22 protein-coding genes are annotated in these 23580 nt (G+C 60.2%); 10 read left to right on the top strand and 12 right to left on the bottom strand.

Features of this window, described 5'->3' with window-relative positions:
• Nucleotides 1-19 precede the first annotated feature (19 nt).
• The 4 genes from FHX16_RS12620 (at nucleotide 20) to FHX16_RS12605 (ending at nucleotide 5520) form a co-directional block, all read left to right on the top strand.
• Nucleotides 20-1207, top strand: a complete 1188-nt coding sequence (locus FHX16_RS12620) for a phytanoyl-CoA dioxygenase family protein (protein WP_183862498.1) — start codon at nucleotides 20-22, stop codon at nucleotides 1205-1207.
• 85 nt (nucleotides 1208-1292) lie between these two features.
• Nucleotides 1293-2114 carry an SDR family oxidoreductase gene (locus FHX16_RS12615; protein WP_183755941.1) on the top strand — a complete coding sequence of 274 codons (822 nt, stop codon included), beginning with the start codon at nucleotides 1293-1295 and terminating at the stop codon, nucleotides 2112-2114.
• Between the two features lie 102 nt (nucleotides 2115-2216).
• A complete protein-coding gene (locus FHX16_RS12610; protein WP_183862500.1) occupies nucleotides 2217-3128 on the top strand; it encodes an SMP-30/gluconolactonase/LRE family protein in 912 nt (303 codons plus the stop codon).
• Between the two features lie 148 nt (nucleotides 3129-3276).
• Nucleotides 3277-5520, top strand: coding sequence for a glycoside hydrolase family 2 protein (locus FHX16_RS12605; protein WP_183862502.1), 2244 nt, complete (start codon nucleotides 3277-3279; stop codon nucleotides 5518-5520).
• Between the two features lie 38 nt (nucleotides 5521-5558).
• Here FHX16_RS12605 and FHX16_RS12600 read toward each other — a convergent pair whose 3' ends face one another.
• The 11 genes from FHX16_RS12600 to FHX16_RS12550 form a co-directional block, all read right to left on the bottom strand.
• Entirely contained in the window at nucleotides 5559-5849 is a 291-nt protein-coding gene (locus tag FHX16_RS12600) for a hypothetical protein (RefSeq protein ID WP_405049284.1), read from the bottom strand.
• Between the two features lie 95 nt (nucleotides 5850-5944).
• Complete coding sequence (locus tag FHX16_RS12595; protein WP_183862504.1) at nucleotides 5945-6643, bottom strand: L,D-transpeptidase; 699 nt, start codon at nucleotides 6641-6643, stop codon at nucleotides 5945-5947.
• On the bottom strand, nucleotides 6640-7602 hold the full coding sequence (locus FHX16_RS12590) for a glycine betaine ABC transporter substrate-binding protein (protein WP_183862506.1): 963 nt from the start codon (nucleotides 7600-7602) through the stop codon (nucleotides 6640-6642). Before FHX16_RS12590 ends, FHX16_RS12595 begins: the two co-directional genes overlap by 4 nt.
• Nucleotides 7603-7711: 109 nt before the next feature.
• The gene (locus FHX16_RS12585; protein WP_183862508.1) at nucleotides 7712-8356 is read right to left on the bottom strand and encodes an alpha/beta family hydrolase; all 645 of its coding nucleotides are present in this window, start codon (nucleotides 8354-8356) and stop codon (nucleotides 7712-7714) included.
• 60 nt (nucleotides 8357-8416) lie between these two features.
• Nucleotides 8417-8614: a hypothetical protein gene (locus FHX16_RS12580; protein ID WP_016556920.1), complete on the bottom strand. Its 198-nt coding sequence runs from the start codon at nucleotides 8612-8614 to the stop codon at nucleotides 8417-8419.
• Between the two features lie 107 nt (nucleotides 8615-8721).
• Nucleotides 8722-9768 carry an ABC transporter ATP-binding protein gene (locus FHX16_RS12575; RefSeq protein WP_183862510.1) on the bottom strand — a complete coding sequence of 349 codons (1047 nt, stop codon included), beginning with the start codon at nucleotides 9766-9768 and terminating at the stop codon, nucleotides 8722-8724.
• Nucleotides 9769-9786: 18 nt separating this feature from the next.
• Complete coding sequence (locus FHX16_RS12570; protein WP_259128583.1) at nucleotides 9787-11499, bottom strand: glycoside hydrolase family 32 protein; 1713 nt, start codon at nucleotides 11497-11499, stop codon at nucleotides 9787-9789.
• Nucleotides 11500-11502: 3 nt separating this feature from the next.
• Nucleotides 11503-12396 (bottom strand): carbohydrate ABC transporter permease, encoded by an 894-nt coding sequence (locus FHX16_RS12565; protein WP_183862514.1) that lies wholly within the window; start codon nucleotides 12394-12396, stop codon nucleotides 11503-11505.
• Nucleotides 12389-13321, bottom strand: a complete 933-nt coding sequence (locus tag FHX16_RS12560) for a carbohydrate ABC transporter permease (protein ID WP_016556916.1) — start codon at nucleotides 13319-13321, stop codon at nucleotides 12389-12391. Before FHX16_RS12560 ends, FHX16_RS12565 begins: the two co-directional genes overlap by 8 nt.
• 71 nt (nucleotides 13322-13392) lie before the next feature.
• The gene (locus tag FHX16_RS12555) at nucleotides 13393-14685 is read right to left on the bottom strand and encodes a sugar ABC transporter substrate-binding protein (RefSeq protein WP_183862518.1); all 1293 of its coding nucleotides are present in this window, start codon (nucleotides 14683-14685) and stop codon (nucleotides 13393-13395) included.
• 38 nt (nucleotides 14686-14723) lie between these two features.
• A complete protein-coding gene (locus FHX16_RS12550) occupies nucleotides 14724-15734 on the bottom strand; it encodes a LacI family DNA-binding transcriptional regulator (protein WP_183862520.1) in 1011 nt (336 codons plus the stop codon).
• Between the two features lie 192 nt (nucleotides 15735-15926).
• On the opposite strand from FHX16_RS12550, the gene FHX16_RS12545 reads away from it, so the two are divergent.
• The gene (locus tag FHX16_RS12545; RefSeq protein ID WP_028758707.1) at nucleotides 15927-16391 is read left to right on the top strand and encodes a hypothetical protein; all 465 of its coding nucleotides are present in this window, start codon (nucleotides 15927-15929) and stop codon (nucleotides 16389-16391) included.
• A 140-nt stretch (nucleotides 16392-16531) separates the two neighbouring features.
• Here FHX16_RS12545 and FHX16_RS12540 read toward each other — a convergent pair whose 3' ends face one another.
• Nucleotides 16532-16789: a hypothetical protein gene (locus tag FHX16_RS12540; protein ID WP_183755954.1), complete on the bottom strand. Its 258-nt coding sequence runs from the start codon at nucleotides 16787-16789 to the stop codon at nucleotides 16532-16534.
• A 105-nt stretch (nucleotides 16790-16894) separates the two neighbouring features.
• Here FHX16_RS12540 and FHX16_RS12535 point away from each other — a divergent pair, with 105 nt between their 5' ends.
• The 5 genes from FHX16_RS12535 to FHX16_RS12515 all read left to right on the top strand — a co-directional run bounded on the left by FHX16_RS12535 (nucleotide 16895) and on the right by FHX16_RS12515 (nucleotide 23128).
• Nucleotides 16895-17566: a VIT1/CCC1 transporter family protein gene (locus FHX16_RS12535; protein WP_183755955.1), complete on the top strand. Its 672-nt coding sequence runs from the start codon at nucleotides 16895-16897 to the stop codon at nucleotides 17564-17566.
• 2 nt (nucleotides 17567-17568) lie between these two features.
• Complete coding sequence (locus FHX16_RS12530) at nucleotides 17569-19512, top strand: adenylate/guanylate cyclase domain-containing protein (protein ID WP_183862522.1); 1944 nt, start codon at nucleotides 17569-17571, stop codon at nucleotides 19510-19512.
• Between the two features lie 268 nt (nucleotides 19513-19780).
• The gene (locus FHX16_RS12525; protein ID WP_183862523.1) at nucleotides 19781-20761 is read left to right on the top strand and encodes an HlyD family secretion protein; all 981 of its coding nucleotides are present in this window, start codon (nucleotides 19781-19783) and stop codon (nucleotides 20759-20761) included.
• A gap of 1 nt (nucleotide 20762) precedes the next feature.
• Complete coding sequence (locus tag FHX16_RS12520; protein ID WP_183862525.1) at nucleotides 20763-21980, top strand: ABC transporter permease; 1218 nt, start codon at nucleotides 20763-20765, stop codon at nucleotides 21978-21980.
• Nucleotides 21977-23128, top strand: coding sequence for an ABC transporter permease (locus FHX16_RS12515; RefSeq protein ID WP_183862527.1), 1152 nt, complete (start codon nucleotides 21977-21979; stop codon nucleotides 23126-23128). The genes FHX16_RS12520 and FHX16_RS12515 overlap by 4 nt, the downstream gene beginning before the upstream one ends.
• Nucleotides 23129-23580 lie beyond the last annotated feature (452 nt).

Below are 23580 nucleotides of genomic sequence, written 5' to 3'. Positions count from 1 at the left end.
TCGGAACGGGAGGAGCACCATGAAAACCGACAACCTACAGAAACTGCGGGCCGATCGCGTCTGGCTGACCGAGGATTCCTGCGATCTCGCCGACTTCCGCAAGCTTGCCGAGAAGACAACGGCTCTGGCCGACTATCCGACGGCTGACGCCGTGGAAAAGAACATTCTGATCTATGACAGCGCCAAGGTCATTGCAGCGATCGCCAGCCCCGAAGGCCGCAAAGCGGTGCTCGCCGAGATCTGCGAGGCCTTCGGCGAGGGCCCGGGCGTCATCGTCTTCAAGCGCGCCTACAGGGATACCGGTATCATCGACCGTGCCAGCGCAATATTCGACGAGATCATCGAGGAGCAACATCGGACCGCAACCGGCGGCGGCGATCACTTTGCCAAGCCAGGCGCCAATGACCGCATCTGGAACTCGCTGGAAAAACACTGCCTTGCCGATCCGGAGAATTTCGCAGAATACTATGCAAATCCGATCGTCGCGATCGCAAGCGAGGCCTGGCTCGGCCCGAGCTACCAGATGACGGCGCAGGTCAACCGGGTCAATCCGGGCGGCGCGGCGCAGTCCGCGCACCGCGACTACCATCTCGGTTTCCAGTCTTCCAAGGTGATCGAGCAGTTCCCGGCGCATGTGCATAGGCTCTCGCCGGTGCTGACGCTGCAGGGCGCCGTCGCTCATTGCGACATGCCGCTCGAAAGCGGACCCACCCTCTTTCTGCCGCACAGTCAGACCTATGAGCCGGGCTACCTCGCGCTCAAGCGCCAGGAATTCAAGGATTACTTCGAAACGCATCATGTCCAGCTGCCGCTCAAAAAGGGCGACGTGGTGTTCTTCAATCCGGCCCTGTTCCACGCAGCCGGCACAAACCGCTCGACCGACATCAAGCGCGTCGCCAATCTGCTGCAGGTTTCCTCCGCATTCGGTCGCGCCATGGAATCCGTGAACCGCGAGCGCATGAGCGCAAAACTGTTCCCGGCATTGAAGTCTCTGAGAGGAAAACTGTCCGAAACCGAAATCGGCAACGCGGTTGCCGCCTGCGCCGAGGGCTACTCCTTCCCGACCAACCTCGACCGCGACCCGCCAATCGGGGGCCTTGCCCCGAAGACGCAGGCGCAACTGATGCACGAGGCCCTGCAGGAAGATTGGGACGATGCGCGGTTCACGTCGGCACTGGCGCAACAGAGCGAGCGACGACTGAGCTGACGCATCCGCGTCAACAAAATTAGCTCCCGGCGCCCACCGTGTCGGGAGCTTTCGGCATATTGACCATCATTCAAAGGAGGAGTGCATGACAACAGACCACAGCCGCCTCGACGGCAAAATCGCGATCGTAACGGGCGGTACGCAAGGGCTTGGCGCGACAATCGCCCGCCTCTTCGCCGAGCGCGGGGCCAAAGGCCTCGTCATTTGCGGGCGCAACGAGCAGAAGGGCAAGGCGAAAGCCGACGAGATCGCCGCCGCCACCGGAGTCAAGGTCGTTTACGTGAAGGCCGATCTCGGTCAGGTCGAGGATGCGAAAAACGTCGTTCATGTCTGCGACCAGACGTTTGGCCGCGTCGATGCGCTGGTGAACGCGGCGGCCATCACCGACCGCGGCACCATCCTCGATACCAGCCCGGAACTCTTCGACGCCATGTTCGCCATCAACGTCCGCGCGCCGTTCTTTCTGATGCAGGAAACGGTGAAGGTAATGCGGCGCGAGAAGATCGAGGGCACCATCGTCAATATCGGCTCCATGTCGGCCAAGGCAGGGCAGCCGTTCATCGCCGCCTATTGCGCCTCCAAGGGTGCCTTGGAAACCCTCACGAAGAACACCGCCTACGCGCTGCTTCGCAACCGCATCCGTGTCAACGGCCTCAACATCGGCTGGATGGCATCCGAGGGTGAGGATCGCATTCAGCGGGAATTCCACGGAGCACCGGCCGACTGGCTCGAAAAAGCGGCGGCCAGCCAGCCGTTCGGCCGCCTCGTCGATCCGGAGGAAGTGGCACGCGCCTGCGCCTATCTTTCCTCGGCGGAATCCGGCCTCATGACCGGATCGATGATCTGCTTCGACCAATCGATCTGGGGCGCCTATGACGGTTCGCCGCATCCGGACACAGCCCTCTGAAAAAATGCGAAGCCGGACGCCTTTGCCGGCGCCCGGCTCTGGAACACATCACCGTTTACGTTTACGAAGAGCGTCATCACATCGCTTGGGAGGAGCTGGCCTGTGTTGGAAGATGCGCTCTATGACATCCGTGACGATCGCTTCACTGGCTTGATTGCAGGCAGCGCCCGGCTGGAGGAGCTCTATAGCGGTTGCCGCTGGGCAGAAGGCCCCGTCTGGTTCTCGGACCTGAATTGCCTGATTTGGAGCGACATCCCCAATGAGCGGATGATGCGTTGGGTGCCCGACGGCAGTGTCTCGGTTTTCCGCTCACCGTCCAATTACGTCAACGGCAACACCCGCGACCGCCAGGGCCGGCTGATCTCCTGCGAGCATGGCGGCCGGCGCGTCACCCGTACTGAATTCGACGGCCGCATCACGGTGCTGGCCGACAGCTACAAAGGCAAGCGACTGAACTCTCCGAACGACGTCGTCGTCAAGTCGGACGGTTCGATCTGGTTCACCGATCCGAGCTACGGCATCATGTCCGACTATGAAGGCCACAAGGCCGAGCCTGAACAGGAAACCCGCAACGTCTACCGCATCGACGCTCCGACGGGAGAGATCGAAGCTGTCGCCACCGATTTCATCCAGCCCAATGGCCTTGCCTTTTCGCCTGATGAAAAGCAGCTCTACATTGCCGATTCCGGCTCGCGTAACCATGAGGTCCCCCGCCACATCCGCGTTTTCGACATCGTCGACGGCAAAAAGCTCGCGAACAGCCGGTATTTCTGCTCGATTGACAGCGGCGTGCCGGATGGCTTCCGCTTCGACGTCAGCGGTAACCTCTGGACCAGCGCTGCCGACGGCGTTCATTGCTTCGCGCCCGACGGCACACTGCTCGGCAAGATCAAGGTGCCGCAGACGGTCTCAAACATCGCCTTCGGCGGCGTGAAAAAGAACCGCCTCTTCATCACCGCCACCCAATCGCTCTATTCGATTTACACCACCACCAACGGCGCCCAGTATCCATAGGATAGCACCACGCGCCATCGAACCAGAACGTCAGCGCTGCCTAGCAAGCTAGGCATCTCCACCCGGAAAGACCCACCGATGCTTGAATTTTCCTGCGCCCTTCAACGGCGCCAATCCGTTCGCACCGCTTTTTCCATGGGAGCCTGAGATGCGTTCCGTTGTTTCTTTCAACGAGAGTTGGAGTTTCCGTGAGGGCTTCGGCCAGCGTCTGCTCGAGGGCTTCGACGGCGCGGCGACCGTTAGCTTGCCGCATACGGCCGTTGAATTGCCTTTCAACTACTTCGACGAGAAGAGCTACCAGCGGGCATTCACCTATCAAAAGATCCTGCGCTGGATGCCCGAGTTCGAGGGTCGTGAGGTCTCGCTGGTCTTCGACGCCGCCATGGCCGATGCCGTCGTTTATCTCAACGGCGAAGAAATCATCGCCCACAATGATGGCTACACGCCGTTCGAGGCCCGCCTCACCGGCAGGCTGGTCATCGGCGACAATCTGGTCACTGTAAAGATCGACGGGAGCGAAAACCCCGCGATTCCGCCCTTCGGCGGTCGTATCGACTACCTCACCTATGCGGGCATCTATCGGGACGTCTGGCTGAAGGTCACGGACCCTATCTCGGTTGCCAACCTGAAGATCGAAACCCACAACGTGCTGGCTGAGGAAAAGTCGGCCAGCGTGCGTATCGATCTTGCCAATCCGCAACAGCTCACCTTCCTGGGCTCAGTATCGGCGTCGCTGAAGGATGAAGATGGGCGCGTGCTCGCCACCGTGTCCGCAGAAACGACCGGCGAAAATCCTACGCTCGTTTTCGATAGCCTGACCGGCATGTCGCTCTGGGATATCGACGACCCGGCACTCTACGAAATTACCGTCGAATTGAAGACAAGCCACGGTTCCGACCGGGTCTCCTCGAACTTCGGCTTCCGCACCGCCGAGTTCACGACCGGAGGTTTTCTTCTCAACGGCCGGCCGATGAAGCTTCGCGGTCTCAATCGTCACCAGGCTTTCCCCTATGTCGGCTATGCCGCGGGCAGATCAGCCCAGGAGCGCGACGCCGACATCATGAAATCGGTGCTGAAGTGCAACATCGTCCGCACCTCGCACTATCCGCAATCGAAATGGTTCCTCGATCGGTGCGATCGCATTGGCCTTCTGGTCTTCGAGGAAATTCCGGGCTGGCAGCATATCGGCGACGAGGAGTGGCAACGGGAATCGATCCGCAACGTCCGTCGCATGATCGAACGCGACTGGAACCATCCCTCGATCATCATCTGGGGCGTTCGCATCAACGAGTCACAGGACAGTCACGACTTCTATGTCGAGACGAACCGGCTTGCCCGGGCGCTCGACCATACGCGACAGACCGGCGGCGTCCGCTACATAACGGACAGCGAACTGCTCGAAGACGTCTACACGATGAACGACTTCATCCTCGGCAACGAGGAGCTGCCCGGCAATAACCGCCCGCGCACAGCGCTCCGCCCGCAGCAGGAATCCACCGGCCTGTCGTATAAGGTGCCCTACATGATCACCGAGTTCGGTGGCCACATGTATCCCACCAAGATCTACGACCAAGAAGCCAGGCAAGCCGAACATGTTCGCCGGCATCTCGAAGTGCTGAATGCAGCCTATGGCGATCCTGATATCGCGGGCGCGATCGGCTGGTGCATGTTCGACTACAACACCCACAAGGACTTCGGCTCCGGCGACCGGATCTGCTACCACGGCGTCATGGACATGTTCCGCGAACCGAAGTTTGCCGCCTATGTCTATGCCAGCCAATGCGATCCGTCTGACGAGATCGTCATGAAGCCCGTCACTTTCTGGGCGCGCGGTGAGCGCAATATCGGAGGCGTTCTGCCGTTGATCATTCTGACCAACTGCGACGAGATCGAATTGCGATACGGCTCGCTGACGAAGCGGATTGGGCCGGACCGCGAGAACTACCCGCATCTGCCACACCCGCCTGTCGTTCTTGACCATCGTCACTTCACGCCTGATGAGCTTGGCACGTGGGGGCTTGAATGGATCGATGGCGAATTCACCGGCTACATCGCCGGCGAACCCGTCGCCAGTTTGACCCTTGCAGCCGATCCGCTGCCAACAACGCTGCAGGTCGCCGCCGACAGCACGACGCTGAAGGCGCGCGAACGCGACACGACCCGCGTTATCATCCGAGCGCTTGATCAGATGGGACAGCGCCTGCCTTTCATGAATGACAATGTCACGGTGCAGGTCGATGGGCCGGCAAAAATCGTTGGGCCGGCATCGGTACCGCTACAGGGCGGCACTGTCGGCTTCTGGTTGGAGGCGACCGGATTGACCGGTACGATCAGCCTACAGGCAAATTGCAGCCGTTTCCCCGCGGTCAAGATCGAACTGGCGGCCGTTTGAGCAGATAGTCGGCACGCCCGATATGGCGGGGCGTGCCATCAGCCGGACTGCGCCGGCTGCACCGACCGGACGGTCCCGTTGTTATCGACGACGCATGAGAACTTCTTGCCGCCGGCGTCGAGATCGACGGCGAAGGTGCCGTCGGGTAATTGCCGAGATGCGGTGGGCAATACCTTGGCGTTCGGACCGTCAACCCCGGCAGCAGAATTGGCGCAGAGCAGCTGCAGATCCGCCGGAGCCGTCTGCAGCGTGGTGCGGGCCATGCTTTCAGGCGCCGGTGGCGTCGGTGTGCAAGCGCCAAGCAGCGCCGCACTCGTCATTGCGGCCATCAGCCGACCGATCGAAATTCCCTTCGCAGTGTTCTGCAGCAAAATCCTGTCCCCCGACTAGATTGTCTGTTTCCGGCGCGACGCCGTCCCCATTCTCAGACGCCCTTGTAGAGCGCCGCCCCCTGCATCAACACGATGACCTTGGCGCCGATCTTGATCCGCGATGCAAGATCAGTGATGTCATTGTTATTCATGCGGATGCAGCCTGACGACACATCAAGGCCGATCGTCCAGGGCTCAGCGGTACCATGGATGCGGTAGATCGTGTCCTGATCGCCTTCGTAGAGATAGAGGGCCCTGGCACCCAGTGGATTTTCCGGTCCGCCAGGCATTCCGGCCGCCCATTTGGCCGCATTTGGGTCGCGCGCCACCATTTCGGCCGGCGGCGTCCAGGTAGGCCACTCCGCCATCCGACCAACGCGCACGATCCCAGCCCAGCCGAAGCCTTCGCGCCCCACACCGATACCATACCGGATTGCCTGCCCGCCCGGCTGGACAAGGTAAAGAAAATGCTGGTTGCCATCGATGATGATCGTTCCCGGCGGCTCCGCCGTTCGGAACGTCACCGTCTGCATTCGGAATGCTTCTGGCGCCTGGTTGTTGCGTGCATAGTACTGGCGCGCCTTCTTCTTGTCGTAGTTCACCCAGGTATGCGTTTTGGAATCATAGATTTGTGTCTGCGCCCAAGCGGCGAGCGGGCCAATACACACGCCCGCTGCAATCAGAGCCGCCGTCAACTTGCGTGTGCGCCGAGTCTTTTTCGCCTTCGCCGGAAGTTCGTCGCGTGCCATCATTTGCTAGCCCACCCATCCACACGCTTTGCGTTGTCGGCGACCCATTTTGTCGCGTAGTCGAGCGGCGGGACGCGCTCGACTTCGAGCGCATAGCTCATCGCCGTCGCCTCTTCCGGCGTGAAATCGATCTTTTCCAGGAACGAGGCGATGTCCGGGTGTTTCTTTGCAAAAGCAGCCGCGTAGCCAATGCGGAAATTGGCGGTGTCCCAAGCTGTCGATGCCGTCGACTTGGTGATCCAAAGCGGATCGTTGGCACCGACCAGCTGCCACTTGCTGGCATCGTGCGGCGGCTCCGCGAGGCGCACGATCTTATGCAGGTCAAAGATGAAGTGGGGTGCGTAGCAGGCAAAGACCAGCGGCTGGTTCGTGGCGATGGCGATGTCCAGTCCCGCCAGCGCGACTTCCTCTTCCGATTCGACCAACGTCAGGTCCTTGGCATAGCCGTAGGTGTTCGCTCTGACACGTTCGATCCCCGTCGAGGCCCATGCCGGTGCGCCAAGCCACATCTCGCCCTTGCCATCACCGTCAGTATCGAGAATCTTCGTCTTTTCCGGATCGCTGAGGTCGGTGATCGACTTCAGGCCCTTTTCGGCGGCAGCGGGCGTCGCGCAGATGCCCTGCCATGCCGGCACGCCATGCTTGGCGAGAACCACGACGCCCTTCTCGGTGACGAAGGTCTTGATGACGTTTTCAAGATTGGGCTGCCAGACCTCCGGCTGGATGTCGACAGTGCCTTTCTCCATGCCGTTGAAGGCGAGCAGCGTCCCAAGCTCCTGCACATCGGCATTAAGCCCGAACTCCTTAGCAATACTGACCTTGAGGATATTTGCCGTCGCCTGCCCCGAGGGCCAGTTCGGCATCGCGATCACCAGATCGGCGCCAAAGGCCGCACTGCTCACTGCGAGCGCTGCGGCAAAAACGGATGAAAAGAGCCCTGAACATGCTACGCACTTCGTCATGCCTGCCCCCCAAATATGCGAGAAAGGTAGAAATGCACGTCACATCTTGCAGGCGAACATGCATAAAGCGCTTACATCCGTCAAGTCGAGTTGACGTTCACGTTTGGCCCTACCGAAGGCAGTTTTCGCGTGCCCAAGCGCTGGTGCGGACGGCCATGGTCGTGAGGTGATCGGCGACGGAGAAGCCGGAAATTTTCTTCCTCGGCGCAAGATCGTGATCGCCGTCTTCAAGCCAAAGGACTGATATTGCCGGGGAAAGCGGATAGGTCGAAACCTCTTCACGAGTCCCGAATTCGTCGCGCGTCCCTTGGCAAATGAGCGTTGGCGTGCGCAGATTTTTGAGGTGCGCCGTGCGCAGTTGCTGCGGCTTGCCGGGCGGATGAAAAGGATAGCCGAGGCACAACAATCCACAGATCGCGCCCTCCGCGTGCAGGTCGTCGGCTACCATGCTCGCCACTCGCCCACCCATGGACTTGCCGCCAATAATAAGCGGCCCGGAGCTCGCAAGCGCCCTTACCGCGTCCCTGTATTCCGGAATCAAGGTTTCCGCTTTCGGCGGTGGCCTTCGAGCATCGAACGTCCGGCGAGCGGCCATGTAGGCGAATTCGAAGCGCGCAATCCGGAACCCGACTGCGGCAAGAGCTTCGGCGGCGGCGGCCATGGATTTGGAGTCCATAGGCGCACCGGCGCCATGTGCAAGCAGGATCGTCGCTGCAGGATTGTCCGGGCCAGTGATCAGGAAGTTTTCGCTCATTGCGATGTCATAGCGCAATGAGCGAGGCACCACCATCTTGGTGGAAAGAAACAGACGCTGTCAGTGGAATTTCGGCATGTCGGGAAGTGCCGAGAATTCTTCGCTGATCATTTCGCTCATCGCGACCAGAATTTCCTTGCGGGAGAATCCCGACCGCTCGAGTTGCAGGATCATCTGGTCGAGATCCAACTCGAGCTGACCACGGCAGCAGGCCACCCGATCGGCAGAAACGAGGAGAATTTCTTCAAGGATCAGCATCGCTTCGCTCCTAATTTCCAGAAGCAACCTGCGACAGCGCTAAATGTTCCAACGTCACCCATCAACGTCCCTCGGCGCAGCACGATGCGGTCCGGTCGAAATCGTGCTCAGTTGAGCCGGTTTCCCTCGACCGAAAAGAGATGCGCCTTGGACAAGTCGGGCGCCACCTTTATCCGTTCGCCCGGCTGCAACGCGACCCGGTCATGCAGCACCATCGCTGCCGTCTGCGTTCCGATCTCCATGATTACATGTGTTTCTGCTCCCGTCGGCTCCACCACCACAACGGTCGCCAAGACGCCCTCCGCGGCAATGGTGAGGTGTTCCGGTCGGATGCCGTAGGTGTGAACGTCAGCCGGCATCTCGCAACGCGGCATGGGAAGCCTAACACCCTGGTCCAGACAAAATTCCTGATTCACGACGCTGCCTTCAAACAGGTTCATCGCCGGCGAGCCGATGAATGTCGCAACGAAGGTGTTGATTGGCCGATCGTAGAGTTCGAGTGGTCTGCCGACCTGCTCGATCTGCCCGGCGCGCATGACGACGATCTTGTCAGCCATCGTCATTGCCTCGATCTGATCGTGGGTGACGTAGACAGTTGTCGTTTTCAGCCGCTGGTGCAGTTCCTTGATCTCGGCGCGCATCGTCACCCGCAATTTGGCGTCGAGGTTCGACAGAGGTTCGTCAAACAGGAAGACTTTCGGGTGGCGTACGATCGCACGTCCCATCGCCACGCGTTGCCGCTGGCCGCCGGACAATTGCTTCGGCAGGCGGTCGAGCAGCGGCTCAAGTGCCAGAATGTCCGCAGCCTCCTGTACGCGCCGGCCGATCGCCGCCTTGTCCTGCCCCTGTAGCTTGAGCGCAAAGCCCATGTTCTCCGCCACCGTCATGTGCGGGTACAGAGCGTAGCTCTGGAAGACCATCGCGATATCGCGTTCCTTCGGCGCCACATCATTGACGACACGCCCGCCGATGCGGATCTCTCCGCCGCTAATGTCCTCCAGTCCGGCAAGCATGCGCAACAAGGTCGACTTGCCGCAGCCGGATGGTCCGACCAGCGTGACGAACTCACCATCCTCTATATCCACGGACACGCCATGGATCACGGGGATGGCGCCATATTGCTTGCGAACCTGTTCGATCGCGACGGATGCCATGCTACTTCCTCCCTACGTTCAGAGCTTGATTTGCCAGACGCGAGCAGCCGCGACGCTGTCGGTGGCGGCCTTCATCGTTGCGGATCGTACTCCCGCAAAGCTCGGAATACGCTTCGTTCCGACCCATCGGCCTTTATCCGCGAAGACTTCGATTGAGCCGGTATCGATGAAGATCCGCACCTGCGCCGGCCTCGCGCCGGCAGCCAGATAGCGCGGAGACGGCTTGCCCGTTCCTGTATCGAAGAGGATCGCTAGCCCTTCGTCGTCGAGGCGCACGCCAAGGCCGATCTCGGGGTGGTCGAAACTGAGCTCGAAGGGTGCCCCGGCTTGCGTCAGATCGAGCAGAATTTCGGCGGCTCCGTCCACAAACTCCACGGTCGCGCCGGCCAGCAACCTGGCATCATCAAGAAGCTGGTGCCGCAGGCCATCGACGGCCTCCAGGGGCGGTGTCAGGACCGCGCGTCCATCAAGGAGAACGCGACGCGGCAACGTCATGGCGGTCGGAAAATCGACGATCTTGGAGACGTCCGTCCAATTCGCCAGCCAGGCCAGGCCGACAGGTCCATCATGGTCGACGAAGGCCTGGAAGGCGTAGGCGTCCGATCCGAAGTCGAGTTCCTGCTCAAATTCCGGTTGGAATTCGCGACCATCGAACCGACCGACGGTGACGGACGACATGTTGCGGCGTCCGGTCGCCGGATCGCGACTGGTCAGCAGGCCGAAAATCAGAGCCCAACGTGTCTCATCGCTTGCGACATTGCCCAGCGGGAGCATGCACGGGCATTCGGCGGCTGTCATGCCAAAGCGATCCTCGCGATGCAGGACGCCGACAAAGGTCCATCCGCCAGCGGCGTCTTCATTAGATGTTTCATAGAGGAGGATCACGCCGCCGGACCTGTCACGGCTGCCGACCAACATCTTCCAGAGACCGTCGGGTCCCTTGAACACATAGGGATCGCGAAAATCCAAAGTCAGCCCCAGTCCTTCGGGGCGCTCCGGCAGGGCAATCGAGGGATTACCCGCAGAAACCTGATCCGCACTGGTGGCCGAAAGCTGTATCTGCTCTTCCGGCTTCCGATCTCGCACCTGTTCGGTGAAAAAGACGCGGATCTGCTCTCCGCCGTCTGTCGCGATCGGGATGGCCGACCCGGAGAACGCGCCTCCGCGGCCATCATCACGCATCGAAAGTTCGGCTGCCGGGAATAGGAAGACCGGAAGGTGCGTCCAGTGCAGGTAGTCCTGCGAGACCGCATGCCCCCAATGCATGGTATTCCACCGCGAGCGATGCGGGTAGTGCTGGTAGAAAAGGTGTGCCTTTCCGCCGAAGCGGCCTAAACCATTGGGGTCGTTCATCCAGCCGAAGGGTGGACGGAAATGATACCCGGCGGGGAGTTGAGGCGGCGCATTCGCCGCTGCGAAGTGTAGCACGCGAATGCCCTCTTCCAGCACACTCGCTGGATCGAAGCTGTAGATCACTGAGACAGCCGTGATCGACGGCTCATAGCTCAGTACAACTCTGCCGCCTGCTGGCAGAACGATGGGCTGGAACTCAAACTCTTCTGTCCTCGTGGAAGCCACTGCGGCGAGCTCGACGCCCTCAACGGTGACCGAGACAGAAGCCGCAGTATCCGCAATGAGCGCCCTCAACCAGACATGGATCACGTCGCCTGCGCATAGGTCGGCACTCACATTCTCCCGAGACAGCGAGAGAGTTCCTGTTTGGATTGTCATCAATCAACCTTTCACGGCAGAGCCGACGAACGAACTCACGAACCAGCGCTGGAAAGCGAGGTAGAGAGCAAGGATCGGGATCATCATAAGAACGGAGGCAGCCATGGCACGGTCCCAATAAATGCTGTCCTGGCCAAAGAAGGTGGCGATGGCCACCGATATCGGTCGTGCATAGTCGGTTTGCGTCACAAGGGTCGGCCAAAGATATTGATTCCAACTCTCGATCCCCATGAGGATCGAGACGGTGGCCAGCGCCGGCAGGCTGAGCGGCATATAGATCGAGCGATAGATACGGAAAACCGAAGCGCCATCGATCTCTGCCGCCTCGTAGAGTTCCTTGGGAAGCTGAGCGAAAAACTGGTAGAAAAGGAAGATGTAAAGAGGGCTCGCGACCCAGGGAAGAATCTGCACGGCGAACGTATCTGTCATGCCGGCGCGCGAAACCATCACGACCAGCGGCATGATGATGCTCTCCTGCGGAATGACGTAGAGAGCAACGACTAAGGCGAGCAACACGGCTTTGCCGCGCAGCGAGCCCCAGGCCAGCACGAAGCCGGCCATGGAATTGACGACGAGGCCGCCGCCGACGGTGACTGCAAGGATCAGCAGCGAATTCAGGAGGTAGCGGCCGAAGGCCAGTTCGCCCGAAAAGTGTGCGACTTCCTTGAAGTTGGCGAGAGTCGGATCGGAGACCCAAAAGGCGCGGAAGCTGCCCATATCCGCCAAAATCTGGAAGCGATCGTCCTTCAGGCTGGCAATCAACAGCATAAACAACGGCGAGATCACCACCAGCGCGATGATAAAGATGCAGATAGCCTGGACGAGGTGGAATGACGCCTTGCTGGAAGCCCAAGGCTTCACGACCGGCGTCGCTTGGCTCATGACGAGATCAGACATCGAAGCGCCTCAAGAGTTTGCGCTGGATGAGCGCGATTACGAGTACGATGACGAACAGGATGACGGAGACGGCCGAAGCATAGCCGAGCTTCTGCTCCTCGAATCCGGCTCGTACCATGTAGTGCACGACGGTTTCGGTGCTCCCCTTTGGTCCGCCCTGGGTGAGGATGGCGACCTGAGTATAGAGTTTGAACGCCTGAATGGTGGTAATGACCAGCACGAAGACATGGGTCGGCCGCAGGCCCGGCATCGTCACATGCCAGAACCGTCCCAGCGCGTTCGCGCCGTCGATCTTGGCGGCGTCATAGAGTTCGTCCGGTATTCCCTGGAGGCCTGCGAGATAGACGATCATCTGGAAGCCGTAGGCCTGCCAGGCGGAAAGCAGCACGATCGAGAACATCGCCCAATTTGGGTCACCCAACCAGTCGATCGGCTGGATCCGGCCTCCGGACAGGAAGCCTATGATCTGGTTGAACGGTCCACTTGGATACTGGAACAGCGTACCCCAGATGACGCAGACGACGACCATTGAGGTGATTGCTGGCAGGAAGAACATGCCACGCAACAGATTGCGGCCAGGTATCTTCTGGTGCAGCAGCAGGGCTGTTGCGAAAGCAAGGCCACACTGGACCGGCAGGACCCAGAACGTAAATCGCGACACATTCCACAACGAGGTCCAAAACAACGGATCTTTGAAGATACGCTGGAAGTTCAGCAATCCGACGAACCGAACCGGCGTTGGCCGCGGCACCAGCGGCTGGTTCGTCATGGACGTCCAGAACGACAACAGGAACGGCGCAATCAGGAAGAAGGCGAGAAGCAGGACAGCAGGTGCGATCATCAGCGCTTCCTGTGCCAGCCGACGCGGATCCCGCCGCCCGCCGGGGCGGAGCCGCCCGGCGACGGGCGATTGTTGCAAAGTCATGATCTCCTCCTCCTGAAAACTAAGGGCGTTGCCGCCAGGCCGCCTACAGGGACGACCTGGCGGCAAGGGGCTTACTGCTGTGTGTCGAAGGGCGGGTAGCCGGCGTTGTCCTCGATGTCCTCGTCGATCTTCTGCGCGGCTTCCGACAACGCTTCCTTGGCGTCACCGCCATTGAAGATCTTGTCGACGGCCTGCATGAAGGCAGATGTGATCGTCGGATAAGCGGGATGTGGAGGACGAGCGACAGCAGTCTTCGATGCCTGTTCGAAGGCAACCGCCATTGGTCCACCCGGAGCATAGACCGGCGAGTCGGCGGCAAAGCTCTTCAGCCCAGGGAAGCCCGAATTCTCCTTGGCAAACTCGCGGTAGGCTTTGTCCTTCAGAAGGAAGCTCAGGAACTTGCCGGCAACGTCGGGATGCTCTGATGACTTCGTGACGCCCCAGATCCAGGTGCCGTTCGGGCTGACCCCTTTGTCGCCGAGCTTGGGCAGCGGCATGACGACGATATCGTCCTTCATCGCTGCGGCCGCCTCCGCGTAGAACCAGTGACCGCCGAGCGCCAATGCGGCCGGTTTGCCATCGGCGTAGAACTGGTTTGTGCCTGAAGAACCCGGAACGACCCATCCGTTCTTGACCCACGTCTGCATCATCGTCAGCGCATTGACACAGGCCTCACTGTCGAGGGTACCCGTCGCCTTCCAGGATGTCCGGTCGATCAGATCGCAACCTGCCGAGTCGAGAAGCGGCCCATAGGCATAGGTGATCCACTCCGTCTTGATGCCATAGCCGCGGAACGTGTCGATCGGCCATTTGACACCGTCGAGCTTCGAGAGCTTTTCCAGGTACCCTTCGAATTCGGCCTTCGTCCAGGCGTCGTCGACGGACTTCGGAATACGTGCGCCAATCGCCTCGAGGTACTTCTTGTTGCCATAGAGCACCACCGAGGAGTCGGTCAGACCGACTGCATAGAGGTCCTTGTCGATCGGATAGGTACCCTGCGCGACGTTCGACGGCGTCATGTCGTCAAGAATATCCTTCTCGATCAACGGTTTGATCGGCTGCAGGTATCCCGACCACACATAGTTGGCAAGAAACGGCGCATCGAGTTCCATGATGTCTGGCAACTGCTTGGCCATCACAGCCGCGCTGAACTTCTCATTGTAGGCATCATGCGGGGCATAGATGAGCTCGACGTCGACATCCGGATTCGCTTCCTCGAACCGCTTCGCAACATCGCCGTAGGTCTTTACCCAACCCGGATCGCCCTGGTGCATCATGTGAATGACAGTCTTGGCTTCCGCCAGACCAGCTGTGACGGCAAGAGAAGCCGATGCCAGAAGCACTGAAAGTAAACGTTTACCCATTTTAGTTCTCCTCCTTGAGTGGGACGCTGTCTTGAATTTCAAATGGAAGATCGGCTGATGAGTTGGAACGGCAGGCGTCGGGTGTCCGGCGGCGCCGGCTCATCACTGAGCAGTATCTCCGCCGCTAGCCGACCCATCGCGCGATGCGGAAGGGCCATCGTCGTCAGCGGCGGATCGAGCCGCGTGGCGATCTCGACCTGGTTGTCGAAACTCCCCACCGCGACGTCGTCGGGAATGCGAGCACCCGCGCGCCGCAGAGCGGAATACACCTCCATGGCGACACGATCGTTACCACAGAGAATGGCGTCCGGGCGCACGCCCGCGCTCATGAGTGCAGCAACGTGTGTTGCGACCAGGCTGGGCGCGCGATCACTATAGACAGGGCGACGAACCGCCGGCAGCACGCTGATCGGGGCAAGGCCTGCCTCATCGAGTGCCCTGCGAAAGCCGCGCTCGCGCAATTCGCCGGCGAGAAGGCCCGGAAGATTGATAAACGCAATGCGGCGACGCCCGGCGGCGACGAGGTGACGCGTGATCTCCACAGCAGCCCCCTCTTCGTCAGGCACCAGCGAGGTCACGCGGCCGTTGGCTTCGCTGCAGTTGATCATGATGCCGACATTTCCGACCAGTTCTTCCGGCAGCGCCACCGTCTTGTGGTACATCGCCGCATAGGCGATGGCTCGAGGGCGAAAGCGACGAACTTCCTCCAGAACCGAACCAACGTCGCGGGTACCGTTGAGATTCATTGCAAAGACGGCCATTTCCGCCGTCCGAGCAGCACCATCTAGGCCGCGGATGATCTCGGTGGCAAAGGGTGACGTAATGAGCTCGTCGGCAACGACGCCGATCAACGGCAGCCAACCCTGCCGCATGCCTCTGGCAGCGAGATTGGTGACATAGCCGAGTTCGTCGGCGATCATCTTGATCCTCGAGCGCGTCTCTTCCGACATGCGGGCGGAACCGCCATGCAGGGCGCCGGAGACAGTCTTGATCGAGACTCCCGCCCGTTCCGCTATGTCTGAAAGCGATACCGTCACCCCATCCTCCATTGGGTTATCGTTTACCCAATAGGACTACCCCACCGCTTTGTCAAGTATGAAGGTGGCATTGGAATCGATCGCTGTGATCGCGAACCTGTGGCCCGCCGCGTAATATACCGTATACTACCGCACGCGACGCGTATCTTACTGCCTAAGCGCCCATACTCATTTTATCCTTTGGAAAACTTGGAGGACATGGCGATGACTGCAAGCGAGACCACCCCTCAACCAATGACCAGCGCTGAAGATCTGCGCAAGCGTGCTCTTGAGCTTCAGCTCGCGGAGATGGAACGCGACGAAAAGATCAAGGCGCGCGAAGCGAAGAAACACTCAGAGTTCCTCGAGGACTTCTTCCAGAAGCACGTTGGCGAAAATGAGCGTGCGATCATCAAGCGCCTGGTGACCAAGGCCGCCGCGGACGGAAAATACGAAGCAATGATTTACAGCTTCCCGTCCAGCCTCTGCTCGGACAGCGGTCGCGGCATCAACAACAACCTTCCGGGCTGGCAGAATACCCTGCAGGGCAAAGCCAAGGAACTCTACGATCTGTTCGAACAGGTCGCAAAGCCACAGGGTTACGGCCTGAAAGCGGCGATCATCAATTTCCCGGGAGGCATGCCCGGCGACGTCGGCTTCTTTCTGACATGGGAGCCGCCTGTCGAGTAACGGCGCGGGTGGGGTCCTGGGATACGGGATGGATAGCGCATCGACAGATTTCTCGAAAGTCCTGGCCCTCGGGACGGGCGTTTCGGTCGGACATGTTGTATTGTAAGCCCCGTTCGGGCAACGAGGGTCATCGTGGCACGTCACGAACGCATCTGCTTCCCGTATCGTTCGCCGCAGTACACCACCACTTCCGCCTCGATCTCACGACAGAGTCCCTCATACTCGAGGACCCGCCGTTCATCCGTCGGGCTTGCCGCACGGAAGCGTTCAAGGCAATCGGCTGCCAGATCGTACGATTCGAAGAGATCGCTCAGTGTCTCGCTTGCCGGGGAGGCGAGGAAATGGCGGATCTCGGGGATCCTCAGCATCAGTTTCTTGCGCCCGCGCTCACGGCTCATCGATTGCCTCCGGTCCCTATCGCATTCTAGAGTCTGCATACGTAATCATTGAGGGGTCGGATCGTTCCATTTGAGGAACCAGCAACCGGGAGGATCTGGCAAGTGGTGGAATTCGGCAGACCCCACATCACGGAGGTAATTGACCCGGGCGATGCTCTCGGCGAAGTCCTCTTCGGACTGATTATGGCCCTTACTTTTACCGTGGGCTCACGGCTCATTTTCAGCCAGGAGGGCCTTGATGTTCGGGAGCTGATCGTCGGGACAATCGGCTGCAACGTGGCATGGGGCATCATCGACGCCGTGCTGTTTGTCTTGGGCACGGTGTTCTACAAGAGCAGGCGCGGGCGCGTCCTTCGACAGATCAGGTCCGCCAGAAGCGAGCAGGATGCGATCTCCGCGCTCAGGAAGGAATTTCCGCTCCACGACGAACCGCTTGTTTCTGTGGCTGCGGATGAAGAGGCGCTCTACAAAGCCATGCTCGACCTCACACGACGCGGAAGCCCCGCCAAGCTTCGTCTGTCGAGGGACGACCTTCTCGCTGCTTTGATTGTCTTCCTCTTGGTGTCGGCGACCTCACTGCCCGCAGTTATTCCTTTCTTCATGATCGGCAGCGCCGACCTTGCCCTGAGAACCAGCAATTTTCTGCTGATTGCCCTGCTCTTCCTGACGGGCTACGCCTGGGCGCATTTTTCGGACGCGAGACCGCTCAACGCAGGCATAACGATGACGTGCCTCGGCCTCGGGCTGGTCGGCATCGCGATCGCTCTTGGGGGTTAGGAATGGAACACCGCGACAGGCCCGAGATGGAAGCGAGGACGCCATTGGGCTGGGCATTTCCCCTGCGCTTGCATCTCAGCGTCATCATTGTCGGGCTGCTGGCCTGTACGGCACTGCCGCTCGTTTGGATGGCCTATACGCAAGGCAAGGTGACCGCCCTGTCCGCGGGTGAAGCGCAAATGCGTCAGCTCGGCCTTCGTACCATCGAGGATTATCGCAATGTTTTCAGCAGCGGATATGCCGCCATCGAGACGGCCTCGGCAGTCCCGCAAATGCTTACGCCGCCTCCCCGGGACCTGCCAGCGAAGCGCAACCTCCTGCTGCAACTGCTGAAGTCGTCCTTCCGGATAGACGCGGTCCACATCGGATATCCGGACGGGACCTACATACAGGCCATCGATATTGGTGCAAATCCGGCCTGGCGCGACACGTTGAATGCGCCGGCCGGCGCCGCATTCACCATTCGCACCATCACCAAGGTCCTCGGCATCCCGGTGACAACATGGACCTTTTTCGACAAAGACTCCCGCCTTATCACTCGGCGCGCCGATCGTGACGACGTCTTCGACCCACGCTTTCGGCCCTGGTACACCGTCCCGCTTTCCGAGGGGCGAACAACCTCGGTCGGCCCCTACATTTCGGCCGCGACCAATTATTTGACCCTGACCTTGGCCAAACCTGTGGCGGGCAGGGATCGCATCGTGATCGGCGCCGATGTAATGCTTCTGACGCTCGGGGAAGTCGTCGATGTCGGTGCGGTCTCGGAACAGGCGCACGCCTATGTATTCGATGATACGGGCCGTCTGATCGTGCATTCCGACAGTGCGGTCATGACAAAGCTGCGCGATCAGCTTCGACGCGGCCGGACGCTGACGGCTACGGACGTGGCAACGATGGATCCCGCTATTCCAGCGGTCACGAACATGGCGCACGGCAGTGGCGTGGCGGACGGCGAAGTCGTGCGCTTGGGCGTGAACGGTCGTGAATATCTCGCCCAGAGTTTTCATGCCGAAGTAGCCGGCTTGCTGAAAGACTATACGGTCGTCATCGCCGCGCCACTCGACGATCTCGTCGGGCCGGTCGAGCGTACGCTGAGACGAAACCTGGCTGCCGCGGCCGCCTTCCTGGCGGCTGGCGCGATCGCCGCGATCATCATCTCCCGATTGATCAGCCGATCACTCTATGCATTGGCCGACGAGGCAAGGCAATTGGGCAATCTGGAATTTAGAAAGAGTCGCGTCGCACGCTCCTGGATCTCAGAGGTCAACGCCCTGGCAACGGCGCTGGGCTCCGCACGTGATGCCATTCGGACGTTTGCGCTCTATGTTCCGCGCGAGCTCGTTCGCAGGATCGTTATTGCCGGCCAATCAGCCATAGGCTCGGCCTCCAGGCAGGAGATCACCGTCCTCTTCACCGACATCCGCGAGTTCACGACGATCTCCGAGCGACATTCGCCTGAAGACGTCGTTGCCTTGCTTTCCAGCTATTTCGAAGCACTCAATGTGATCGTCGAGCACCACGGCGGCACGATCGTGCAATATATCGGCGACTCCATTTTCGCGATGTGGAATGCGCCCATCCGCGACGGCCGGCACGTCGAAAACGCCTGCCGCTGCGCCCTGGCGATGAAAGCGGCGATCGACACGATGAATGCGTCCAACCGTGCCGATGGTCGCCCCGAACTAGTCACCCGCTTCGGCCTGCACACCGGCCCGGCCGTCGTTGGCAGCGTCGGTGCCGAGAGCCGCCGGCAATATACCGCCATCGGCGATACTGTTAACATCGCCTCGCGCCTGGAGGGCCTGAACCGGGACTACGGAACCTCAATCCTGGTAAGCAACGCGATCCGCGACGCGGTCGAAGTAAGCTTCAGCTTCGCGTTTATCGGCACGGTCAGCGTCAGGGGCCGTAGAGGTCAAACTGAGCTTTACGAGCTTCGCGGGTGACGCGGCATGGACTATGAAAATCGGGTGTCGATATCATCTTGACCGGCGGATTTACGCCTATCAATACGCCAAGCAACCTATTCAGCCCCTGGCCAGGCGTACAAAGCGCTCATCGGTGACGGGCGGCGCGCTGTGATTTTCGCCATGGTGCTTTTGTGATTTTGGTCTGTTGCGTATAGTGATGTCACGATTATCCAAGACGGGTGGCGGCCTTTCTGTCATCAGCAAGCGTGTCCAAACTGGCCTTGTTATTTGGAGAACGAATTGAATGTGGCGATTGGTTCGTGTTCTGGTTGGCTTCGCGGTTCTTATCGGTCTTGGGACACTTCTATGGTTTGCGACAAGACCGCCACCGCTTATCGTTCAAGGCGAAGTTTCAGCCAACCGGGTCGACATCAGCCCGCGCGTTTCGGGCAGAATTGCCAAGCTTAATGCCGACGTCGGCGATACGGTTGAAGCCGGTGCGGTGATCGCTGAGTTGGAAAGTCCGCAGCTTGTCGCGGGGCTGCATCAGGCCGAAGCAGCACTTGCTGTCGCCGAAGCGGATCTCGTTCGGGTCAACAGCACCCGACCCGAGACAATCGCCGCGCGCAAGGCCGAATTGGCAGCCGCTGACGCCGACGTTACGCTTTATCAGGAGGACTCCACCCGCCAGGCAAAACTGATCACGACGGGCGCCTCGACGCAGTCCCGTGTTGACGAAACAACGCGCAACCTGGAGGCGGCCATCCGCAAGCGCGAGTCAGCCGAAGCCAATCTTGCACTGGCGGTCGCCGGCGCCAGCAAGGAAGAAAAGGCGCTCGCGGCGACCCAAGTCGAGCGCTCGAAGTCGGCGCTGAACCAGCAACAGGCTGACGTTGCGGAATTGGTTATTCACTCCCCGATCTCTGGGCAGGTGACGACACGCGTGGCTGAACTCGGCGAGAATTTCTCCGCCGGCGCTCCCTTGTTTTCGCTCATCGATCTGCAAAATCCATGGTTCACGTTTAACGTGCGCGAGGATCTGTTGAGAGGGCTGAAAATCGGAGACAGCCTCGATGTCACCGTACCGGCGATGAACAATGCCAGAATTCCGGTGAAGGTCACGACGATCAACGCGCAGGGGCAATATGCGACGTGGCGAGCCACGCGCGCGACCGGCGACTTCGATCTTCGGACATTCGAGGTACGGGCAAACCCCGTCGAACAGATCCAAGGCTTGCGCCCTGGCATGAGCGCCATCGCGTCATGGCCGCTGGCGGGGCATTGACATGATGGCGAAGGGGCGGCTCCGCCCCGGCCTCCTTGTCGTCTTCAGAAGGGAATTCGATCGCTTCTCTCGGCGACGCCTTCTGCTGTTTTTAACGACCGTTCTGCCGCTGCTGCTGATGGGATCTCTGGCAATCGTGTTCAGCGCGGGCCTGGCGACCCGGCTTCCGATTGCGGTGCTCGATCTCGACGGCACCGACCTGTCAAGGACGATCATTCGCACCGTGGATGCGACACCGGATACAGCTGTCGCGCGCCGCGTCAGTGATCTCGCGGAAGGCAGGCAGCTGATCCTGTCGGGTCAGGTCCGCGGTCTTCTGATGTTGCCGCTCAATCTCGAACGCGACGTCTATGGGGGACGCCGGCCGGAAGTCGTCTTCTTCTACAACACACAGACGATGACATCGGGCAATCTCGCGCTGCGTGGCATCAATGCCGCCGTGCCTGCTGTTGCGGCCGGCATTCGGCTGTCGCTGCGAACGGCGGAAGGACAACCGCTCGAAGCGGCGCAAGCCTCGCTGGCGCCGATCCCGGTCCAGGTCAATCCGCTCTTCAACCCCACGCTGAACTATGCGCATTTTCTCCTCGCAGCTTTGCTTCCGAGCGTCCTTCAAGTCATCATTGTCACGACAATGGCCTATGCCGTCGGGCTTGATGTCGAAACGCCCCATCGTCTTCGCGTCCTGAGACGCCTGGGCGGCGGATTGTGGCCGGCGATGGCCGGGAAGATTCTGCCCTACACCCTGCTCTTTCTTGTCGTGCTTGGCATTTCCGATTGGGTGCTGTTCGGTGTGCTCGACATGCCTTTGCGCGGCAACCGCTATATGCTGATCCTTGCCGGCATTCTGTTCATCCTTGCCGACCAGTTCATCGGAGTACTTCTTGCACTGCTGCTGCGGCCGATGGCAAGCGCGATCAGCATCGGCACCCTGCTGATGGCGCCTGCCTTTGGTTTCATGGGCATCGGCTTCCCGCGGATCGGCATGAACGCGTTTGCCTATCACTGGGGGCAGATGATCCCGGGTACCTGGTACCTGATGGCGCGCATCGACCAGACCATAAGGGGGACGCCGGTCAACCTCTCCTGGAAGCCCATCACCGTCCTGCTTTTCATGGTGCTGCTCTTAGCAAGCCTGACCGCACTGCGGCTCGAGATCATCCGCGCCCGCGGCCGGCCGCTGCCGCTCCCGCAAACAACTGTCGAAGGAGCCCCGGAATGAAGGCCATCCTGACAGTCTGCCGGATCGAGTTGGTGCGTATCTTCTCGCTGAAACCGGCCTTCGCCGTCCTCATTCTTGCATCCGTCGTCTACGCCGCGTTCTACCCGCAGCCCTATCGCACGGAAGTGTTGCGGGATGTGCCGATTGCTGTCGTCGACCTAGACGGGACCGATAGCAGCCGCGCGTTGGCAAGGCGCGTCGATGCCTCCGCCGATGTCGCGGTCGGCGGGGTCTTTCCCGATCAAGCCAGCGCCCAGCGAGACATCTACGCGCGCAATCTCTTTGGAGTGCTTGTGATCCCTCAGTATTTCGAACGGGAATTGCTGCACCATCGCCAGTCGCCAATCGCGCTATATGCGGATTCCAGCTATTTTTTGGTTTATCAGCGCTTGTCCGGCGGCGTTGCCTCTGTCGCGCGAACGATGGGAGCTGAGGTAGAAACGGCAAGGCTGACTGCCGCCCACGTCGATCCTGCGCTTGCCGCCGCCGCCGCCGACCCGATGCCGCTGACGGCAGTCACGCTATTCAACCCCCAGGGCGGCTACGCGACCTACATCCTTCCCGCCGCCTTCGTTCTGATCCTGCAGCAGACGCTTCTGATTGGCGTCGGCTTGCTCGGCACTTACAAAAACGATGCACTCAGCGGCGAACTGGCCGCATCGGCAGGTCCCGCCGCAGCTGTCTGCGGGAAGCTGCTAGCTTACTTGATCCTCGAAACCGTCATCATGTCGTTCTACTTGATTGCGCTTCCCTATCTCTACAGTATCCCCCGCCTGGGAACGCCGCTCTCGATATTCACCTTCGCCCTGCCCTTCGTGCTTGCGGTCAGCGCCTTGGGAATGGTTCTGGCCGGCCTGTTTCGCGATCCGCTGACCGTGCAACTGGTGTCGGCCGCCTTGGGGATACCGTTCCTGTTTCTCGCCGGCTTTTCCTGGCCGACAGAAGCAATACCGCCCTTCCTGCACGCCGTGGCGACGCTGCTGCCCAGCACCTCTGCAATAAACGGTATGGTTGCCGTATCGCAGATGGGCGCTTCCATTCCGGATGTTCGCGAGCCCTTCCTGACGCTTTGGGTACTGGCGGCCGTCTATATCGCCATTGCCATCCTGCTCGAAAGCAGGAGCAGGCGAACTGTGTTCATGTCATGAGGAACCCTCTCCCGCAGCAAGGCAACAGATCGGCGTGTGCATACTACTGTCTTGCAACCGGCCCGAGACAACATGACAAAACATCAATGCGCTCCATTGCTCCCAGCTTGTAGGAACAGGAAAGAGCGGGCCGGTCGGTATTGATCTTTCGGATGCCCTCGGTCAAGCCATGGCCCGAAGCGGGCTCGCACCCCATCCATCCCATCGGCGACACCGCGTGCCCCGCGAACGGAAGTCGAAATTACCCAAGAGCGTCTTTCAGCGCGGCTTCGTGCCGTCGAGCTCGACACTTGGCAGAAACGCAAAAAGCTCCTCGACGCTTGAGCGGAGGAGCTTTGTATCAGGCGCCTTGAATGAGCAAATATTCAAGTTTGTTTGGTTGCGGGGGCAGGATTTGAACCTGCGGCCTTCAGGTTATGAGCCTGACGAGCTACCGGGCTGCTCCACCCCGC

Origin of the sequence: Rhizobium sp. BK661 (assembly GCF_024808825.1) — a bacterium.
In the GTDB taxonomy this organism is placed as follows: domain Bacteria; phylum Pseudomonadota; class Alphaproteobacteria; order Rhizobiales; family Rhizobiaceae; genus Rhizobium.
This window is presented reverse-complemented; position numbering and strand designations above follow the sequence as displayed.

Excerpts from the sequence above, each read along its gene's own strand:
- FHX16_RS12620 (WP_183862498.1), top strand. The coding sequence starts at position 20 with ATGAAAACCGACAACCTACAGAAACTGCGGGCCGATCGCGTCTGGCTG.
- FHX16_RS12615 (WP_183755941.1), top strand. The coding sequence starts at position 1,293 with ATGACAACAGACCACAGCCGCCTCGACGGCAAAATCGCGATCGTAACG.
- FHX16_RS12605 (WP_183862502.1), top strand. The coding sequence starts at position 3,277 with ATGCGTTCCGTTGTTTCTTTCAACGAGAGTTGGAGTTTCCGTGAGGGC.
- FHX16_RS12600 (WP_405049284.1), bottom strand. The coding sequence starts at position 5,849 with ATGGCCGCAATGACGAGTGCGGCGCTGCTTGGCGCTTGCACACCGACG.
- FHX16_RS12595 (WP_183862504.1), bottom strand. The coding sequence starts at position 6,643 with ATGATGGCACGCGACGAACTTCCGGCGAAGGCGAAAAAGACTCGGCGC.
- FHX16_RS12590 (WP_183862506.1), bottom strand. The coding sequence starts at position 7,602 with ATGACGAAGTGCGTAGCATGTTCAGGGCTCTTTTCATCCGTTTTTGCC.
- FHX16_RS12585 (WP_183862508.1), bottom strand. The coding sequence starts at position 8,356 with ATGAGCGAAAACTTCCTGATCACTGGCCCGGACAATCCTGCAGCGACG.
- FHX16_RS12580 (WP_016556920.1), bottom strand. The coding sequence starts at position 8,614 with ATGCTGATCCTTGAAGAAATTCTCCTCGTTTCTGCCGATCGGGTGGCC.
- FHX16_RS12575 (WP_183862510.1), bottom strand. The coding sequence starts at position 9,768 with ATGGCATCCGTCGCGATCGAACAGGTTCGCAAGCAATATGGCGCCATC.
- FHX16_RS12570 (WP_259128583.1), bottom strand. The coding sequence starts at position 11,499 with ATGACAATCCAAACAGGAACTCTCTCGCTGTCTCGGGAGAATGTGAGT.
- FHX16_RS12565 (WP_183862514.1), bottom strand. The coding sequence starts at position 12,396 with ATGTCTGATCTCGTCATGAGCCAAGCGACGCCGGTCGTGAAGCCTTGG.
- FHX16_RS12560 (WP_016556916.1), bottom strand. The coding sequence starts at position 13,321 with ATGACTTTGCAACAATCGCCCGTCGCCGGGCGGCTCCGCCCCGGCGGG.
- FHX16_RS12555 (WP_183862518.1), bottom strand. The coding sequence starts at position 14,685 with ATGGGTAAACGTTTACTTTCAGTGCTTCTGGCATCGGCTTCTCTTGCC.
- FHX16_RS12550 (WP_183862520.1), bottom strand. The coding sequence starts at position 15,734 with ATGGAGGATGGGGTGACGGTATCGCTTTCAGACATAGCGGAACGGGCG.
- FHX16_RS12545 (WP_028758707.1), top strand. The coding sequence starts at position 15,927 with ATGACTGCAAGCGAGACCACCCCTCAACCAATGACCAGCGCTGAAGAT.
- FHX16_RS12540 (WP_183755954.1), bottom strand. The coding sequence starts at position 16,789 with ATGAGCCGTGAGCGCGGGCGCAAGAAACTGATGCTGAGGATCCCCGAG.
- FHX16_RS12530 (WP_183862522.1), top strand. The coding sequence starts at position 17,569 with ATGGAACACCGCGACAGGCCCGAGATGGAAGCGAGGACGCCATTGGGC.
- FHX16_RS12525 (WP_183862523.1), top strand. The coding sequence starts at position 19,781 with ATGTGGCGATTGGTTCGTGTTCTGGTTGGCTTCGCGGTTCTTATCGGT.
- FHX16_RS12520 (WP_183862525.1), top strand. The coding sequence starts at position 20,763 with ATGATGGCGAAGGGGCGGCTCCGCCCCGGCCTCCTTGTCGTCTTCAGA.
- FHX16_RS12515 (WP_183862527.1), top strand. The coding sequence starts at position 21,977 with ATGAAGGCCATCCTGACAGTCTGCCGGATCGAGTTGGTGCGTATCTTC.